The organism is Micromonospora sp. NPDC048830 (assembly GCF_043198215.1).
Classification (GTDB): domain Bacteria; phylum Actinomycetota; class Actinomycetes; order Mycobacteriales; family Micromonosporaceae; genus Micromonospora.
Genome location: NZ_JBICUP010000005.1, coordinates 59028 through 76160 on the forward strand (window position 1 = coordinate 59028; position 17133 = coordinate 76160).

Annotated in this window: 14 protein-coding genes; 3 read left to right on the forward strand and 11 right to left on the reverse strand. The window is 71.9% G+C overall.

Translation table 11 applies throughout. The features are described from left to right. Positions 1-8: 8 nt before the first annotated feature. The 8 genes from tpiA to ACGFIZ_RS06850 form a co-directional block, all read right to left on the reverse strand. On the reverse strand, positions 9-803 hold the full coding sequence (gene tpiA / locus ACGFIZ_RS06815) for a triose-phosphate isomerase (RefSeq protein WP_393416570.1): 795 nt from the start codon (positions 801-803) through the stop codon (positions 9-11). Further along, a complete protein-coding gene (locus ACGFIZ_RS06820) occupies positions 803-2011 on the reverse strand; it encodes a phosphoglycerate kinase (protein WP_393416572.1) in 1209 nt (402 codons plus the stop codon). Before ACGFIZ_RS06820 ends, tpiA begins: the two co-directional genes overlap by 1 nt. 109 nt (positions 2012-2120) lie before the next feature. Then, the gene (gap, locus tag ACGFIZ_RS06825) at positions 2121-3125 is read right to left on the reverse strand and encodes a type I glyceraldehyde-3-phosphate dehydrogenase (RefSeq protein WP_393416574.1); all 1005 of its coding nucleotides are present in this window, start codon (positions 3123-3125) and stop codon (positions 2121-2123) included. 248 nt (positions 3126-3373) lie between these two features. Beyond that, positions 3374-4354 (reverse strand): DNA-binding protein WhiA, encoded by a 981-nt coding sequence (whiA, locus tag ACGFIZ_RS06830; RefSeq protein ID WP_347668433.1) that lies wholly within the window; start codon positions 4352-4354, stop codon positions 3374-3376. Between the two features lie 54 nt (positions 4355-4408). Beyond that, the gene (gene yvcK, locus ACGFIZ_RS06835) at positions 4409-5389 is read right to left on the reverse strand and encodes a uridine diphosphate-N-acetylglucosamine-binding protein YvcK (RefSeq protein ID WP_393416577.1); all 981 of its coding nucleotides are present in this window, start codon (positions 5387-5389) and stop codon (positions 4409-4411) included. Continuing rightward, positions 5386-6303 (reverse strand): RNase adapter RapZ, encoded by a 918-nt coding sequence (rapZ, locus tag ACGFIZ_RS06840; protein WP_347668435.1) that lies wholly within the window; start codon positions 6301-6303, stop codon positions 5386-5388. Before rapZ ends, yvcK begins: the two co-directional genes overlap by 4 nt. A 217-nt stretch (positions 6304-6520) precedes the next feature. Continuing rightward, entirely contained in the window at positions 6521-8542 is a 2022-nt protein-coding gene (gene uvrC, locus ACGFIZ_RS06845) for an excinuclease ABC subunit UvrC (protein ID WP_393416579.1), read from the reverse strand. An 89-nt stretch (positions 8543-8631) separates the two neighbouring features. After that, positions 8632-9099: a Rieske (2Fe-2S) protein gene (locus tag ACGFIZ_RS06850; protein ID WP_393416581.1), complete on the reverse strand. Its 468-nt coding sequence runs from the start codon at positions 9097-9099 to the stop codon at positions 8632-8634. Between the two features lie 132 nt (positions 9100-9231). On the opposite strand from ACGFIZ_RS06850, the gene ACGFIZ_RS06855 reads away from it, so the two are divergent. The 3 genes from ACGFIZ_RS06855 to ACGFIZ_RS06865 all read left to right on the forward strand — a co-directional run bounded on the left by ACGFIZ_RS06855 (position 9232) and on the right by ACGFIZ_RS06865 (position 12305). Then, on the forward strand, positions 9232-9603 hold the full coding sequence (locus ACGFIZ_RS06855; protein WP_393416583.1) for a hypothetical protein: 372 nt from the start codon (positions 9232-9234) through the stop codon (positions 9601-9603). 313 nt (positions 9604-9916) lie between these two features. Then, complete coding sequence (locus tag ACGFIZ_RS06860) at positions 9917-11275, forward strand: cytochrome P450 (RefSeq protein WP_393416853.1); 1359 nt, start codon at positions 9917-9919, stop codon at positions 11273-11275. Between the two features lie 28 nt (positions 11276-11303). Beyond that, the gene (locus tag ACGFIZ_RS06865) at positions 11304-12305 is read left to right on the forward strand and encodes a pentalenene synthase (protein ID WP_393416585.1); all 1002 of its coding nucleotides are present in this window, start codon (positions 11304-11306) and stop codon (positions 12303-12305) included. 126 nt (positions 12306-12431) lie between these two features. On the opposite strand, the gene ACGFIZ_RS06870 is transcribed toward ACGFIZ_RS06865, so the two are convergent. From ACGFIZ_RS06870 to rsgA, 3 genes are all read right to left on the reverse strand, one after another. Beyond that, complete coding sequence (locus ACGFIZ_RS06870) at positions 12432-12563, reverse strand: hypothetical protein (protein WP_393416587.1); 132 nt, start codon at positions 12561-12563, stop codon at positions 12432-12434. A gap of 136 nt (positions 12564-12699) precedes the next feature. Next, positions 12700-15648: an excinuclease ABC subunit UvrA gene (uvrA, locus tag ACGFIZ_RS06875; RefSeq protein WP_393416589.1), complete on the reverse strand. Its 2949-nt coding sequence runs from the start codon at positions 15646-15648 to the stop codon at positions 12700-12702. A gap of 322 nt (positions 15649-15970) precedes the next feature. After that, entirely contained in the window at positions 15971-17023 is a 1053-nt protein-coding gene (gene rsgA, locus ACGFIZ_RS06880) for a ribosome small subunit-dependent GTPase A (RefSeq protein WP_393416591.1), read from the reverse strand. Positions 17024-17133: the final 110 nt, after the last annotated feature.

Consider the following 17133-nt stretch of genomic DNA (forward strand, 5'->3'; position numbering starts at 1 on the left):
GCGAGCCGTCAGGCGCTGATGTGCTCCGGGAACCGGCAGATCTTGGCGAATTCCTCGGCGTCGAGGCTCGCGCCGCCCACCAGGGCCCCGTCCACGTCCGGCTGGGCCATGATCGCGCCGACGTTGGAGGACTTCACCGACCCGCCGTAGAGGATCCGGACCTGCTCCGCGGTGGCCTGGCCGAAGTTCTCGGCCAGCCGCTTACGGACCGCCCCGCACACCTCCTGGGCGTCCTCCGGAGTGGCCGTCTTGCCCGTCCCGATCGCCCAGACCGGCTCGTACGCCACGACCACCTTGGTCACCTGCTCACCGGTGAGCCCCTGCAGCGCGGCGTCGAGCTGGTCGCAGCAGTGCGGCACGTGCCGCAGCTCCTCGCGGACCTCCAGGCCCTCGCCGACGCACAGGATCGGGGTGAGCCCGTTGGACAGCGCCGCCGCCACCTTGAGGTTGACCGTGGCGTCGTCCTCGTGGTGGTACGTCCGCCGCTCGGAGTGGCCGACCACCACGTACGTGCAGCCGAGCTTCGTCAGCATCGGCCCCGAGATGTCCCCGGTGAACGCCCCCGACTGGTACGGCGACAGGTCCTGCGCGCCGTAGCCGATGAGCAGCTTGTCGCCGTCCACCGCGGTCTGCACGGTACGCAGGTCGGTGTACGGCGGCAGCACCACGGTCTCGACCTCGGTGAGCTGCTTCTCGGTCAGGCTCGCGGCCAGCTTCTGCACCAGCAGGTTGGCCTCGAGGTGGTTGAGGTTCATCTTCCAGTTGCCGGCCATCAGGGGCCGGCGGGTGGTGGGGGCCGCCATCAGTCCTCCAGCGCCGCGATGCCGGGGAGGGGGTTGCCCTCCAGGTACTCCAGGGAGGCGCCGCCGCCGGTGGAGATGTGGTCGAACGACTTCTCGTCCAGCCCGAGCGCGCGCACCGCCGCGGCGGAGTCGCCGCCCCCGACGACGGTGAACGCCTTGGACTCGGCGATCGCCTGGGCGACGCCGCGGGTGCCGTCGGCGTACGGCGCCATCTCGAACACGCCCATCGGGCCGTTCCAGAAGATCGTCCGCGCGCCGGCGGCCTCCGTGAGGGCGGCGGCGAACCCGGCGACCGTCTCCGGGCCGATGTCGAGCCCGAGCCGGTGGCTGGGGATGCCGTCGACGCGGACCACGTCGTGCGCGGCGTCGGGCGAGAACGCGTCCGCCGCCACCACGTCGACCGGGAGCATGATCTTGCCCTCGGACCGCTCCAGCAGGTTGCGGCAGGTCTGCACCATCTCCTCCTCCAGCAGCGAGGTGCCCACCTCCAGGCCCTGGGCCTTGAGGAAGGTGAAGCACATCCCGCCGCCGATGAGCAGCCGGTCGACCTTCGGCAGCAGCGCCTCGATCACCCCGAGCTTGTCGGAGACCTTCGAGCCGCCGAGCACCACCACGTACGGCCGCTCCGGCTCCCCGGTCAGCCTGGACAGCACCTCCACCTCGCGCAGCACCAGCCGGCCGGCGAAGTGCGGCAGCCGGGCCGGCACGTCGTAGACGCTGGCGTGCTTGCGGTGCACCGCGCCGAACGCGTCGTCGACGTACGCCTCGCCGAGCGCGGCGAGCTGGTCGGCGAACGCGCCGCGCTCGGCGTCGTCCTTGCTGGTCTCCCCCTTGTTGAAGCGCAGGTTCTCCAGCAGTGCCACCTGGCCGTCGGCGAGCGCGTCCACCGCGGACCGGGCGGAGTCGCCGACCGTGTCCTCGGCGAACCGGACCTCGGCGCCGAGCAGCTCGCCGAGGCGGGCGGCGACGGGGCGGAGGCTGTACTGCGGGTTCGGCTCGCCCTTCGGGCGGCCCAGGTGCGAGAACACCACGACCCTGGCGCCCGCCCCGGTCAGGGCGGTCAACGTCGGCAGCACCGCCCGGATGCGTCCGTCGTCGGTGATCGCGCCGGTCTGCTTGTCGAGCGGGACGTTCAGGTCGGCGCGCACCAGCACGCGCCGACCCGACACCCCCTCGGCGAACAGATCGTCGAGCGTCTTGATCGTCACAGAGCCGACCTTCCGCTCACGACTGCGCTTGCCTCTGCTCGCGACTGCGGGGCTCGCTCCGCTCGCTCCTCGCGCTCGCGGCTGGGGCTCGCAAGCTCACTCCTCGCGCTCACAGTGACTGCCCCACCAGCTTGACCAGGTCGACGAGCCGGTTCGAGTAGCCCCACTCGTTGTCGTACCAGCCGACGACCTTGACCTGGTTGCCGATCACCTTGGTCAGCGGCGCGTCGAAGATGCAGGACGCCGGGTCGGTCACGATGTCGGCGGAGACGATCGGGTCCTCGTTGTAGCTGAGGATGCCCTTGAGCGGGCCCTCGGACGCGGCCTTGAGCGCGGCGTTGACCTCGTCCACCGTGGTCTCCCGGCCGACCGTGACGGTCAGGTCGGTGGTCGAGCCGGTGGGGATCGGCACCCGCAGCGCGTACCCGTCGAGCTTGCCCTTGAGCTCCGGCAGCACCAGGCCGATCGCCTTCGCGGCGCCGGTGGAGGTCGGAACGATGTTCAGCGCGGCGGCCCGGGCCCGGCGCAGGTCCGAGTGCGGCGCGTCCTGCAGGTTCTGGTCCTGCGTGTACGCGTGGATGGTCGTCATCAGGCCCCGCTCGATGCCGAACGTGTCGTGCAGGACCTTCGCCATCGGGGCGAGGCAGTTGGTGGTGCAGGAGGCGTTCGAAATGATGGTGTGCTTGGCCGGGTCGTACTGGTCGTGGTTGACACCCATGACGACCGTGACGTCCTCGTTCTTCGCCGGCGCCGAGATGATGACCTTCTTGGCCCCGCCGTCGATGTGCGCCTTCGCCTTCGTGGCGTCGGTGAAGAAGCCGGTGGACTCGATGACCACGTCCACGCCGGCGTCGCCCCACGGCAGCTTCGCCGGGTCCCGCTCCGCGTACGCCTTGATGGTGTGGCCGCCCACGGTGATCTCGTCCTCGGTCGCCTTGACCTCGTGCGGGAGGCGGCCCAGGATGCTGTCGTACTTGACAAGGTGGGCGAGCGTCGCGTTGTCGGTCAGGTCGTTCACGGCCACGACCTCGATGTCCGCGCCGGACGCCAGCGTGGCCCGGAAGAAGTTGCGGCCGATGCGGCCGAAGCCGTTGATGCCAACCCGGATGGTCACAGGTCCCATCTCCTCGCGTTCTGATCCGCCGGCGTCCGCCCTGGGCCGGCGAGATGGTGTGCGCCGACCGTTGGAGCCGGCCGTTGACAGTTCAAGTCGGCCGCCCCGCCGCGGTCGAGAGACCCTGACCGCCGGAGGCGGTGAGTACGGCGAGGAGTGCCAGTGCCGGCCCCCTTGCCGTACGCAGCGACCCTATCCGAGCGGGCGACACCGCGCCGCGCGGGGTGGTGATCCCCTCCACCGTCCTATCAGACCACGAGCATGTCGGGCGTGACGGCCGCTTCGGTATCCGGGATGCCCAGGTCCCGGGCCCGCTTGTCGGCCAGCGCCAGCAGCCGGCGGATCCGCCCGGCGATGGCGTCCTTGGTCAGCGGCGGGTCGGCGAGCGCGCCCAGCTCCTCCAGCGACGCCTGCCGGTGCTCCAGGCGCAGCCGCCCCGCGGAGGTCAGGTGGTGGGGGGCGTCGTCGGCCAGGATCTCCAGCGCGCGGGTGACCCGGGCGGCGGCGGCGACCGCCGCTCGCGCCGAGCGGCGCAGGTTGGCGTCGTCGAAGTTGGCCAGGCGGTTGGCCGTCGCCCGGACCTCACGGCGCACCCGGCGCTCCTCCCAGGCGAGGACGCTGGAGTGCGCGCCGATGCGGGTGAGCAGCGCGGCGATGGCGTCGCCGTCCTTGACCACCACCCGGTCGACGTTGCGCACCTCGCGGTTCTTCGCGGTGATGCCGATCCGGCGGGCCGCGCCGACCAGGGCGAGCGCCGACTCCGGGCCCGGGCAGGTGATCTCCAGGGCGCTGGAGCGGCCCGGCTCGGTCAGCGAGCCGTGCGCCATGAACGCCCCCCGCCACGCCGACACGGCGCAGCAGACGTTCGCGGCCACCACGTGCGGCGGCAGGCCGCGCACCGGGCGGCCCCGCACGTCCAGCAGCCCGGTCTGCCGCGCGAGGGCCTCGCCGTCCTTGACCACCCGCACGATGAAGTGGCTGCCCTTGCGCAGCCCGCCCGAGGCCAGTACGTGGATCTCGCTCGAGTAGCCGTACACCTCGGCGACCTCCCGGCGCAGCCGCCGGGCCACCGCCCCGGTGTCGAGCTCGGCCTCGACCACCACCCGACCGGAGACGATGTGCAGCCCGCCGGCGAACCGCAGCAGCGCCGCCATCTCCGCCCGCCGGCAGCAGGGCTTGGGCACGTCCACCCGGCTCAGCTCGTCCTTGACCGCAGCCGTCATCGCCATTGTGCGCCCCCTCACGGACCGGTTCCGGCGTGTCGCCGGAGATTACGTACGTGTCTAACGATCGGCGCGCAGGACAGGCACCAGCGCGGCGCCCAGAGCGGCCGGATCGTGACGGGGTTCGCCGTCGGTGACGGCGACCGGGGCGAGGACCAGCCGGGCACCCAGCGATTCTGCCGCACGCTGGACCGGTCCGGGATCACCCACCGCCTTGGAGTCGGCCAGCACCAGGTCGACCGTCAGCTCGGGCAGATAGTGCCGCAGGGTGTCCAGATGGTCGGCCAGGGACAGCCCGAGGGTCTCCTTCTCCGCCGCCAGGTTGAGCGTGACCAGCCGGCGGGCCGGGCTCGCGACGATCGCGGCGGCCAGCCCCGGCACCAGCAGGTGCGGCAGCACGCTGGTGTACCAGCTGCCCGGGCCGAAGATCAGCCAGTCCGCCTCGGCGGTCGCCGCCACCGCCTCGGTGCAGGCGGCGGGCGCGGCCGGGGTCAGCCGCAGCGACTCCACCCGCCCCGTGGTCACCGCCACTTGGTGCTGCCCGCGCAGCGTGCGCACCTCGTCCGGGTACGCCGGATCGGCGCCCCGCACCCGGGCCTCGATGCCCACCGGCTGGCGGGACATCGGCAGCACCCGGCCCACCGCGCCGAGCATCGCCCCGGCGTGCTCCAGCGCGGCCACCGGGTCGCCGAGCAGCTCGACCAGGCCGCAGAGCACCAGGTTGCCGACCGCGTGCCCGGCCAGCCCGTCGTCGCTGTCCGCGGGGTCGCCGGGCGTGCCGGCGAAGCGGTGCTGGAACAGCTTCGCGCTGCGCCGGGTGGCCGGGTGGTCGCCCGCGAGGGCCACCAGCGCCTGGCGCAGGTCGCCCGGCGGCAGGCCGCCCCGGCGGGCGCGTAGCCGGCCGCTGGAGCCCCCGTCGTCGCCGACGGTGACCACGGCGGTGATGTCCAGGTCGAGTTCCGGGGCGCACCGGCGCAGCGCCCGCAGGGACGCCGACAGCCCGTGTCCGCCGCCGAAGGCGACCACCCTCGTCGCGGTCACTCCCGCCCCAGGTCCCGGTGCTGGGCGTTGGCGGCGATGCCCGACTGGCGCAGCCGGCCGGCCAACTCCTCGGCGATGGCGACGCTGCGGTGCTTGCCGCCGGTGCAGCCGACCGCCACGGTCAGGTAGCGCTTGCCCTCCCGCTCGAAGCCGACCGTGGTGGCGTTGACCAGGTCGGCGTACGCCCCGACGAACGCCTCCGCGCCCTCCTGGCCCAGCACGTACGAGCTGACGGCCTCCTCCCGGCCGGTGTGCTCCCGCAGCTCGGGCACCCAGTACGGATTCGGCAGGAACCGGGCGTCGAGGACGAAGTCGGCGTCGGGCGGCAGGCCGTACTTGAAGCCGAAGGAGAGCACGGTGATCCGCAGCCGGCGGGCGTCCTCGCCGCCGAACAGCTCCTCGATCCGGCGGCGCAGCTGGTTGACGTTCAGGTGGCTGGTGTCGATGATCACGTCGGCCTGGTCCCGGGCCTCCTCCAGCAGGCCCCGCTCGACGGCGATGCCGTCGGCGAGCCGGCCGTCGCCCTGCAACGGGTGCGAGCGCCGGACGCTCTCGAAGCGGCGGATCAGCACCTCGTCGTCGGCGTCGACGAAGACCACCCGGGGGGAGAAGCCGCGCTCCTTCAGCTCCCGGATCGCCCCGGCCAGGTCGGTGGAGAAGGCGCGCGAGCGCACGTCCAGCACCATCGCGGTACGCCGGGCGGCGCCGCCGGCCTTGACGGCCAGCTCGGCCATGTCGAGCATCAGCGCCTGGGGCAGGTTGTCCACCACGTAGTAGCCGACGTTCTCCAGCGCCCGGGCCACGGTGCTGCGACCGCCACCGGACAGCCCGGTCACCACCACCAGGGTGGTGTCCGGCTCCGCCGCAGCCGGCTGGCCGACGACCGCGTCGTGGTCGGTCCGCGCCTCGTTCACTGCCTACTCCCCCGGGCCGTACGCGGCGGCCGGTGCCCGGCCGCGCATGGGTCAGTCAGCGACTCTATCCCGCGCCGGCCGGCCGACCGTCGACCCTGCCCGTGACCGACTTCATGTCGCCGACATGGCGGAGCCCCGACGGCCCGCACCCCCCGACGTCCCCGACATGCCGGAGTCCCGACAGCCCGGACACCGCGATGTCGGCGACGTGGGGGAATCAAGCCGGCTCGTCGGGCCCGGCCGGGGCCGACGCCGCCGGGGCCGGGGCGTCCGCATCCGGGTTGAGCGCCGCCATGATCGCCTCGGCGGTGCGCCGGCCGACGCCCGGCACCTCCGTGATCTCCTCGACCGACGCCGCCGCGAGCCGCTTGAGCGAGCCGAAGTGCCGCAGCAGCGCCTTGCGCCGCACCTCCCCCAGCCCGGGAATGCTGTCCAGCGCCGAGGCGGTCATCCGCTTGGAACGACGCTGCCGGTGGAACGTGATGGCGAACCGGTGCGCCTCGTCGCGGACGCGTTGCAGCAGGTAGAGCGCCTCGGAGGTGCGCGGCAGGATGACCGGGAAGTCGTCGTCGGGCAGCCACACCTCCTCCAGCCGCTTGGCCAGCCCGCACAGCGCGACGTCGTCGACGCCCAGCTCGGCCAGCGCCTGGGCGGCCGCCGCGACCTGCGGCGGGCCGCCGTCGACCACCACCAGCTGCGGCGGGTACGCGAACCTGCGCGGCCGCCCCGTCGTGGGGTCGAGGGCGCCGAACCGCGGCTCGTCAGACGTGGGCGGGGCGGCGTCCTCGCCGCCCGGCCGGTCCGGATCGGCGGCGGTCTCCACGCCGACCTCGCCGGTCTCGGCGCGCACGTCGAGGTAGCGGGCGAAGCGCCGGCGCAGCACCTCCGACATGGCGGACAGGTCGTCGGTGGCGCCCCGGACGACGAACCGGCGGTACTCGCTCTTGCGGGGCAGGCCGTCCTCGAAGACCACCATGCTGGCCACGACGTCGGTGCCCTGGATCTGGGAGACGTCGAAGCACTCGATGCGCAGCGGCGAGGTGCGCATGCCCAGGGCCTCGGCGATCTCGTCGAGGGCCCGGCTGCGGGTGGTCAGGTCGCCGGCCCGCCTGAGCTTGTGCCGGGCCAGCGCATCGCGCGCGTTGCGCTCCACCGTCTCCAGCAGCGCCCGCTTGTCGCCCCGCTGGGGCACCCGCAGGGACACCCGGCTGCCCCGGCGGCCCGACAGCCAGTCGGCGAGCGCGTCGACGTCGCCGGGCAGGGCGGGCACCAGCAGCTCGCGGGGCACGTCGGCCTCGCCCTGCTCGCCGCCGTACACCTGGGTGCAGAAGTGGTGCACGAGGTCGCCGGCGGTCAGGTCCTCGGTCTTCTCCACCACCCAGCCGCGCTGGCCACGGACCCGGCCGTCGCGGACGTGGAACACCTGGACGGCCGCTTCGAGGGGGTCGTCGGCGAACGCGACGACGTCGGCGTCGGTGCCGTCGCCGAGCACCACGGTCTGCTTCTCCATGGCCCGGCGCAGCGCCGCGACGTCGTCGCGCAGCCGGGCGGCCCGCTCGAACTCCAACTGCTCGCTGGCCTCGATCATCTCGCGTTCGAGCCGGCGGACCATGGTGTCGGTGCGCCCGGCCATGAAGTCGCAGAACCCGTCGACGATCCTGCGGTGCTCGTCGGCGGTGACGCTGCCCACGCAGGGCGCGGAGCACTTGCCGATGTAGCCGAGCAGGCAGGGCCGACCGACCTGCCCGGCCCGCTTGAACACCCCCGACGAGCAGGTCCGCGCAGGGAAGACCCGCAGCAGCAGGTCGAGCGTCTCGCGGATCGCCCAGGCATGCGAGTACGGCCCGAAGTAGCGCACCCCCTTGCGCTTCGCGCCGCGCATCACCTGCAGCCGCGGGAACTCCTCGTCGAGGGTCACGGCCAGGTACGGGTACGACTTGTCGTCGCGGTAGCGGACGTTGAACCTCGGGTCGTACTGCTTGATCCAGGTGTATTCGAGCTGGAGGGCCTCGACCTCGGTGGCGACGGTGACCCAGTCGACCGACTCGGCGGTGGTCACCATCTGCTGGGTGCGCTGGTGCAGCCCCCACAGGTCGGCGAAGTAGGAGTTGAGCCGGCTGCGCAGGTTCTTCGCCTTGCCGACGTAGATCACCCGGCCGGTGCCGTCGCGGAACCGGTAGACCCCCGGGGACTCGGGGATGGTGCCGGGCGCGGGACGGTACGTCGAGGGGTCAGCCACACTGCGAGACTAGCCGCCGCGCCCGACAGTCCGACCGCGCCGATCCGCCGGTCCCGGCCGGCGCGGCGCCCGCGCCGGCCGGGGCCGGGTCACGCCAGGGTGATCTGGTCTCCGTCGACGCGGATCTCCTTGGGGGGCAGCGGCTTGGTCGCCGGGCCGCCCTTCACCGAGCCGTCGGCGATCGAGAACCTGCTGTTGTGGCAGGTGCAGTTGATGGTGCCGCCGTCGACGTTCGAGACGGGGCAGCCCTGGTGGGTGCAGATCGAGTCGAAGCCCTTGAACTGCCCGGCCACGGGCTGGGTGACCACCACGCCCTTGCTGGCGTAGATCACGCCGCCGCCCACCGGGATGTCGGTGGTGCGGGCGAGCGCGCCGGTCGAGGCCCCGTCGGAGGCCGTGGCCTGCGGGCCACCGCTGCCCGGGGCGCCGCCGTCGTCGGTGTCCCCGTCGTCGCCGCAGGCCGACAGGACGACCGCCGCGCCCACCGCCCCGGCGCCGGCGAGCAGCGCCCGCCGTGTCCGAGTGCCTGGCCCGGTCTGCGCCTGCTCGTCACTCATCTGTGCCCCTCTCGTCAGTCGGCCGCGCTCGTACGGCCAACCGTGATGCACGCACCACTGTGCCCGACGGTTCACCAACCGCCCATGCGGACACCCCGGCCCTTTGCCGATGATTGAGCGTGTCCAGACCTCGTGGATCAAGGGCATCGCTCAAATTTCATCGCGACGCCTGACATCAATGCTCAACTCCGCGCGACCAGCGCGAACCTCACCGCCACCCCGGCCATGGCAATCTCGGACACGATTCGCGAGGCGTTCGCCGATATTGGCGCCGTCCAGGCCGGTCAAGCCCGGGTCACCTTTCTGGCGTCGACACTCGCCATGGAATCAGCAGTCGACCGATCTGCGGTTCTCACGGAAGGTGAACTGTCGCAACACGACGATCCGCAGATAGCCAATCGATCCAGACTTGATCCTCAGCAGGCCATGATGTTCCGGATAGCCTTCGTGACGCATCTTTCCACGGCGCTTACACTCCACGGGGTCGAACGTCGCCGCCCATAGCCCCGCTGGCAATTTTGATCTATATCGGCCCCTTACTGAAAGTCCAGGCGATCGCCCTTGCCATTGGAGTGCCAGGGTTCCTCGCGCTCCTCATCTCGTCGAGCATCGGGGAAGGGAAGGACTGACGCGCGGCCAACCCTCAGCTAATGACCGAGCGCTTTCTCGATACGTTGACGCAGCAGAGGTGCATTCAAGGCCGCGAATCGGTGCTTGCCATCGAAGTGGCTCTATTGTACTCTCTTCGCAGAGGGCGTTCGCCGCAATCGAGGCCACCACGTTTCGTAATGTACTCCCGAAACCACTTGGAAGCAATGTGACTACTTCTCCCAGCCTTCTGGACACATCCCACGGCGTCACCCCACCGGTCGCGCCACACCGACTGCCGGGGGTCGGCCATCTTCCCGCGCTGCTGCGCTCCCCGCTCGACTTCATGGCCTCGTTGCTACCCCTGGGCGATGTGGTGACCATCTATCTTGGCCGGCGCCCGGTGCATGTGGTCAACTCGCTCGACCTGGTCGACGAGATCCTGGTGGCGCGGGTCGAGAACTTCACCCGGGGCATCATCTTCGACAAGGCCGCCAAGGTGCTCGGCCAGGGCCTGGTGGTGGCCGAGGGGGACCTGCACCACAGGCAGCGGCGCCTGGTGCAGCCGGCGCTGCACCGTCGGCGCATCGCGCAGTACACCGATGCCATGGTGGCAGAGGCCGAGGTCAAGACCGGCGCGTGGGTCCCGGGCGCCGCGTTCGACATGAACCGGCAGATGCACAGCCTGGGCCTGGACATGTTCACCCGCGCGCTGTTCAGCAGCGAACTCGCCGATACGGCGGCCAGCCAGGTCAAGGAAGCGACATGGGCCTTCATGGCCGGAATCGTCGCCCAGTCGCTGTATCCGGCGACGTGGTTCGAGAAACTCCCGTTCCCGGTCAACCGCCGGTTCAACCGAGCCAGGTCCCAGATGACCGCCGCCGTCGATGACATCGTCTCCCGATACGAGGCCAGGAAGGGGGACGGAGGCGACCGGATGACCATTCTCGACATGGTCATGGACGTCCAGGACCAGATGGGGCCGGAGCAGCTGCGCGACGAGGTCGTCAATCTGGTGGTGTCCGGGGCCGAAGCACCCGGCACGACGCTCTCGTGGCTCTTCCACGAGCTCGACCAGTGCCCCGAGGTGGAGCGCCGCGTCTACGAGGAGGTGTGCGAGAAGATCGGCGACGCGCCACTCACCTTCGAGAACCTGAACACGCTGGAATACACATGGACCGTGGTCAAGGAGACGATCCGCCTGCACACGCCCACCTGGCTGCTCACCCGCCGCGCGGTCCAGGCCGCCGACCTCGGCGGCTACCGCATCGAGGCGGGCGCGGACATCGCGTTCAGCCTCACCACCCTGCACCGCGACTCCAAGCACTTCGACCATGGCATGCGCTTCGACCCGGCGCGCTGGCTCGATGGGCGCACCGCGGACCTGCCCCGCACCGCCTTCATGCCGTTCGCCACCGGCAAGCACGGGTGCCTCGGCGAGCACTTCGCCCAGCGCGTGATCCTGATCGCCGCCGTTACGATCATCCGGCGGTGGCGCATGGAGCGCGCCCCCGGGTGCCGGGTGCGGGAAGTGCCGGTGGCGCTGGTGCAGGCCGACGGACTGTCCATGCTGCCGATCCCGCGCTGAGCCCGGCACAGGACAGGGAAGGACATCAATGCCACAGGGCGTTGCCACGTATATTCCGTTCGCCACCCGGATCAGCCCATGGGTCGGGCCCGCCGCGACGCGCCACCTGGCCTGGCCGCGCTCCTACGGCCTGCTGCCCGACGAGGCGGCGGAACTGCGGCACCTGCAGGGCCGCTACCCGGAGCTCGCGGGACGCTTCCACCCGGCGGCCACCGGGGCCGACCTCGACCTTGCCGTCGACCAGATGAGCTGGTTCTTCCTGTTCGACGACCAGTTCGACGGGACCTGGGGCCGCAACCCGCAGCGGGCTGCACAGCTGATCGACGCCGTCCTCGGCGAGCTGCGGGACCCGCGGGAGCCGGGTGCCGTGCACCCGATGCCGCTCGTGCGTGCGTTCGCCGACCTGTGGAAGCGCAGCCGTGAGGGCATGTCGGCGGCCTGGTGCGCCCGTGCGGCCGCCAACTGGCGCGCCTATCTGTCAGGACATGCGACCGAGGCGGAGCACCGCGCCCGCGCCTCGGGCCCCACCCGGGCAGAACACCTCACGGTGCGAAGCCACACCGCGGGCGTCCAACCCATTCTCGACCTGGCCGAACGTATCGGGCACTATGAGGTGCCGACCAGGGTCTACGACAGCGACGCCATGGCCGCGATGCGCCTGATCGCCGCTGAGGTCGTCGTGCTCGACAACGAAATCGTCTCCGTGGAGAAGGAGGAGGCAGTCGGCGACCACAACCTCGTGTTACTGGAGCAGCAGGACGGCCGCACCCGGGGCGAGGCGATCGATACGGTGTGCGCCATGATCCGCACCCGCATCGAGCGCTTCCTCCGCCTCGAAGCGGCGCTGCCCGAGCTCGCCGAGCACCTCGCCCTCGGCCCGGTCGAGCGCCACGCGGTCGACCGGTTCCGCACGGACGCCCTGCACACCGTCATGCGCGGAGCCCACGACTGGCAGCAGCACTCCCTCCGCTACGCCGTGGAACCCGCGGACCCGGCCAGGGACGTGGCGGCGAGTCCGCGGGCCAATTGAGCGTGTCCAGACCTCGTTCTCCCTGGTAGGTGGTGGTTGACAAGGCGATGGTCGCGGCTCGACCCGAGGCCGGCAGGGTGATCAACTTCGGGGTCCACGGGGACGATCATCGGGGGTTGGTCCAGATCACGGAACGGTGTCGACACGGCTGGTGCCGAACGGGTCGCGGGTCAGGTGGTGGAGGGTCTGGACGGCCTTGACCACGGCGGTGAGCTGACGTGGGTTGCCGCGCGTCCCCACCACCCAGAAGATAACCATCTGGCTGGCCCCGGGTTGAGCGGCGTCGGTCGTCCTGTCAACCGGCACCCACCAGCGACAGCGAAGTTTGGACAAGCTCCTTGGCGGAGAAAGGGGCGAGGGGCGGGATGGCCCCGCCCCTCGCCCGGCCGTCGGCTCAACGCGTGCCCGCGGGCACCTTCCGGGCGGCCCGGGAGCGGGTGCCGCCGCCGTTGGCCTTCGCGGCCCGGCCGGTGGCCGCGGCGGCGCCCCTGGCCTCGCCGTCGAGCTTGAGCACCTGGCGCAGGAACCGGCCGGTGTGGCTCTCCGGCACCTCCGCGACCTCCTCCGGGGTGCCCGTGGCCAGCACGGTGCCGCCCCGGTGGCCGCCCTCCGGACCCATGTCGATCAGCCAGTCGGCCGTTTTGATCACGTCGAGGTTGTGCTCGATGGTGATCACCGTGTTGCCCTTGTCGACCAGGCCCTCCAGCACCATCAGCAGCTTGCGGATGTCCTCGAAGTGCAGGCCGGTGGTCGGCTCGTCGAGCACGTAGACCGTCCGCCCCGTGGACCGCTTCTGCAGCTCGGAGGCGAGCTTGACCCGCTGGGCCTCGCCGCCGGAGAGCGTCGGCGCGGGCTGGCCCAGCCGGACGTAGCCGAGGCCGACGTCGACCAGCGTCTTGAGGTGCCGGTGGATGGCCGGGATGGCGGAGAAGAACTCCGCCGCCTCCTCGATCGGCATCTCCAGCACGTCGGAGACGGTCTTGCCCTTGTAGTGCACCTCCAGGGTCTCCCGGTTGTACCGGGCGCCCTTGCACACCTCGCACGGGACGTACACGTCGGGCAGGAAGTTCATCTCGATCTTGATCGTGCCGTCGCCGGAACACGCCTCGCACCGGCCGCCCTTGACGTTGAACGAGAACCGGCCCGGCCCGTACCCCCGGACCTTGGCCTCCGTCGTCTCCGCGAACAGCTTGCGGACGTGGTCCCAGACGCCGGTGTACGTGGCCGGGTTCGACCTGGGCGTACGGCCGATCGGCGACTGGTCGACGCCGACGACCTTGTCCACGTGCTCCAGCCCGGTGATCCGGGTGTGCCGGCCCGGCACGTGCCGGGCGCCGTTGATCTGGTTGGCCAGCACCGCGTGCAGGATGTCGTTGACCAGGGTCGACTTGCCCGAGCCGCTGACCCCGGTGACGGCGATGAGCTGGCCGAGCGGGAACGATACGGTCAGGTTGCGCAGGTTGTGCTCGCGCGCCCCGTGCACCACCAGTTCCCGGCCCGGGGTCTGCGGCCGGCGCTGCTTCGGCGTGGGGATCTGCCTGCGCCCCGACAGGTACGCCCCGGTCACCGACTCGGCGTTCTCCAGCAGGGCGGGCACCGAGCCGGAGTGCACGATCCGGCCGCCGTGCTCGCCCGCGCCGGGGCCGATGTCGACGATCCAGTCGGCGGTGCGAATGGTGTCCTCGTCGTGCTCCACCACGATCAGGGTGTTGCCGAGGCCGCGCAGCCGGACCAGGGTCTCGATGAGGCGGTGGTTGTCCCGCTGGTGCAGGCCGATCGACGGCTCGTCGAGCACGTAGAGCACCCCGACCAGGCCGGAGCCGATCTGGGTGGCCAGCCGGATGCGCTGGGCCTCGCCGCCGGACAGCGTGCCGGCCGGACGGTCCAGGGAGAGGTAGTCCAGGCCGACGTCGAGCAGGAACCGCAGCCGGGCGTTGATCTCCTTGAGCACCCGCTCGGCGATCAGCTTCTGCCGATCGGTCAGCTCGATGCCGGCGAGCAGGTCGGCGCACTCCCCGACCGACAGGTTGCACACCTCGGCGATGCTCTTGCCGGCCAGGGTGACCGCGAGGACCTCGGGCTTGAGCCGGGCGCCGCCGCAGGCCGCGCAGGGCACGTCCCGCATGTAGCCCTCGTACTTCTCCCGGGACCACTCGCTCTCGGTGTCGGAGTGCCGGCGCTCGATCCACTGCACCACGCCCTCGAAGCCGGTGTAGTAGGACCGCTCGCGGCCGTACTTGTTGCGGTAGCGCACGTGCACCTGGTCGTCGGAGCCGTGCAGGATCGTCTTCTGCGCCCGCGACGGCAGCGCCCGCCAGGGCGTGTCGACGTCGAAGTGCTCCGCCTCGCCCAGGGCCTCCAGCAGGCGCAGGAAGTACTCCAGGTTGTGCCCGGTGGACCAGGGCTGGATCGCGCCGTCGCGCAGGGTGCGCTCCGGGTCGGGGACGACCAGCTCCGGGTCGACCTCCTTCTTGGTGCCGAGGCCGGTGCACTCGGGGCAGGCGCCGTACGGGGCGTTGAAGGAGAAGACCCGGGGCTCCAGGTCCTCGATGGCCAGGGGGTGGTCGTTGGGGCAGGCCAGGTGCTCGGAGTAGCGCCGCTCCCGATCCGGGTCGTCCTCGGCCAGGTCGACGAAGTCGAGCAGGACCAGCCCGCCGGACAGCCCGAGCGCGGCCTCGACCGAGTCGGTCAGCCGCTGCTTGGCGCTCGCCTTGACGGTGAGCCGGTCGATCACCACCTCGATGGTGTGCTTCTCCTGCTTCTTGAGCTTCGGCGGCTCGGTCAGCGGGTGCACCACGCCGTCGACCCGGGCGCGGGCGTACCCCTTGGCCTGCAGCTCGGCGAACAGGTCCACGTACTCGCCCTTGCGGCCGCGCACGACCGGGGCGAGCACCATGAACCGGGTGCCCTCGGCCATGGCGAGGACCCGGTCGACGATCTGCTGCGGGGTCTGCCTGGAGATCCGCTCGCCGCAGACCGGGCAGTGCGGCTCGCCGACGCGGGCGAAGAGCAGCCGCAGGTAGTCGTAGACCTCGGTGATGGTGCCGACGGTGGAGCGGGGGTTGCGCGAGGTCGACTTCTGGTCGATGGAGACGGCCGGGCTGAGCCCCTCGATGAAGTCGACGTCCGGCTTGTCCATCTGGCCGAGGAACTGCCGGGCGTACGACGACAGCGACTCGACGTAGCGGCGCTGCCCCTCGGCGAAGATCGTGTCGAAGGCCAGGCTCGACTTGCCGGAGCCGGAGAGCCCGGTGAAGACGATCAGGGCGTCCCGGGGCAGGTCGAGACTGACGTCACGCAGATTGTGCTCGCGCGCGCCACGGATGATCAGTCGGTCGGCCACTGTCCGTGTACTCCCGGTGAGGAAGAGGAGGAGGATCTGTCCGCTCCGGGGAGGTCCGGACGATTCCGGGACGGCCCAGAGCGGTTGTGCGGACGCAGAAGAAGCGCCTCGGCAACTCTAGCCCCGAGGTACGACAACTTTCCGCGCCCGCACATTCCCCCAGCTCACACCGGACGCGCCGAACCCGGGGCGGCCCCGCCGCGCCGCCGGATCAAGATCCGCGCACTTTCCCGGAAGCAGTGGCCTGCCGACGCACCCGAGGCCACACCTTCAAGGAAGTTGCGCGGATCTTGGAGTCCGCACCCCTCTTGATCACCCTCCGTCACGGGCGGGCGGTGCGGCGCCGCCCGCCGCGCCAGCCGCCCCGGCGCTCGGCGGCCACCCGGGCCTCCCGGCGCCGCGTCTCGTACGCCACCTCGCGCTGCAGCTTGCGCCAGCTGTCGTACCGGCGGACGCTCAGCTCGCCCGCGGCCAGGGCGTCACGGACCGCGCAGCCCGGCTCCGCCTCGTGCGAGCAGTCCGCGTACCGGCAGCCGACGGCCAGCTCCGCGATGTCGGCGAAGGCCCGGTCCAGCCCGGCCGAGCCGTCGAGCAGGCCAACCGCCCGTACTCCCGGAGTGTCCAGCACCGCCCCGCCGCCCGGCACCGGCACCAGCGCCCGCCAGGTGGTGGTGTGCCGGCCCTTGCCGTCGACCCGGCGGATCGCCTGGGTCGGCATCACCACCGCCCCGGCCAGGGCGTTGACCAGGCTCGACTTGCCCGCGCCGGACGGGCCGAGCAGGCCGAGGGTGCGGCCCGGCGCGACCCACCGGCGCAGCGGGTCGAGGCCGACGCCCCGCTCCGCGCTGACGGGCAGCACCGGCACGCCGGGGGCGACCCCGGCGAGTTGCCGGGCGATCGCCGCCGGGTCGGCGGCCAGGTCGGCCTTGGTGAGCACCACCAGCGGCGTGGCGCCCGACTCGTGGGCCAGGGAGAGCAGCCGCTCGATGCGGGGGACGTCCGGCTCGGGGTGCACCGGCTCGACGACGGCGGCGGCGTCGAGGTTGGCGGCGAGCACCTGCCCGCTGGCGTCCTTGCCGGCGGTGCGGCGTACCAGCGCGGTGCGCCGGGGCAGCACGGACTCGACGGTCACCGGGCCGTCCGGCCAGGTGCGCAGCAGCACCCAGTCGCCCGCGCAGGGCAGCCGGGTGAGGTCGCGGGCGGCGGCGGACAGCACCGCCGCCCCCAGGGTGGCCCGCACGGGGCCGTCGGCGTCGAGCACGGTGCACACGCCGCGGTCGACCCGGGCCACCCGGCCCGGGCGCTGGTCGGTGCGCCGGCGTACGTGGGCCGCCCGCTCGGCGTCCCAGCCGAGGGCGGTCAGATCGATGGTCATGGGAACCTCATCGGTGTCGAAGGAAGAAACGGTGGCGCGACGCGCGTGCTCCGACCGGCATGGGCACCACCTCCTCCGACGTCCCGGCTGCCGCGTACCGAGCCCGACGG

Bases quoted from the DNA above. Each gene is read 5' to 3' on its own strand.
- tpiA (WP_393416570.1), bottom strand. From the start codon at position 803: ATGGCGGCCCCCACCACCCGCCGGCCCCTGATGGCCGGCAACTGGAAG.
- whiA (WP_347668433.1), bottom strand. From the start codon at position 4,354: ATGGCGATGACGGCTGCGGTCAAGGACGAGCTGAGCCGGGTGGACGTG.
- ACGFIZ_RS06850 (WP_393416581.1), bottom strand. From the start codon at position 9,099: ATGAGTGACGAGCAGGCGCAGACCGGGCCAGGCACTCGGACACGGCGG.
- ACGFIZ_RS06865 (WP_393416585.1), top strand. From the start codon at position 11,304: ATGCCACAGGGCGTTGCCACGTATATTCCGTTCGCCACCCGGATCAGC.
- ACGFIZ_RS06870 (WP_393416587.1), bottom strand. From the start codon at position 12,563: ATGGTTATCTTCTGGGTGGTGGGGACGCGCGGCAACCCACGTCAGCTC.
- rsgA (WP_393416591.1), bottom strand. From the start codon at position 17,023: ATGACCATCGATCTGACCGCCCTCGGCTGGGACGCCGAGCGGGCGGCC.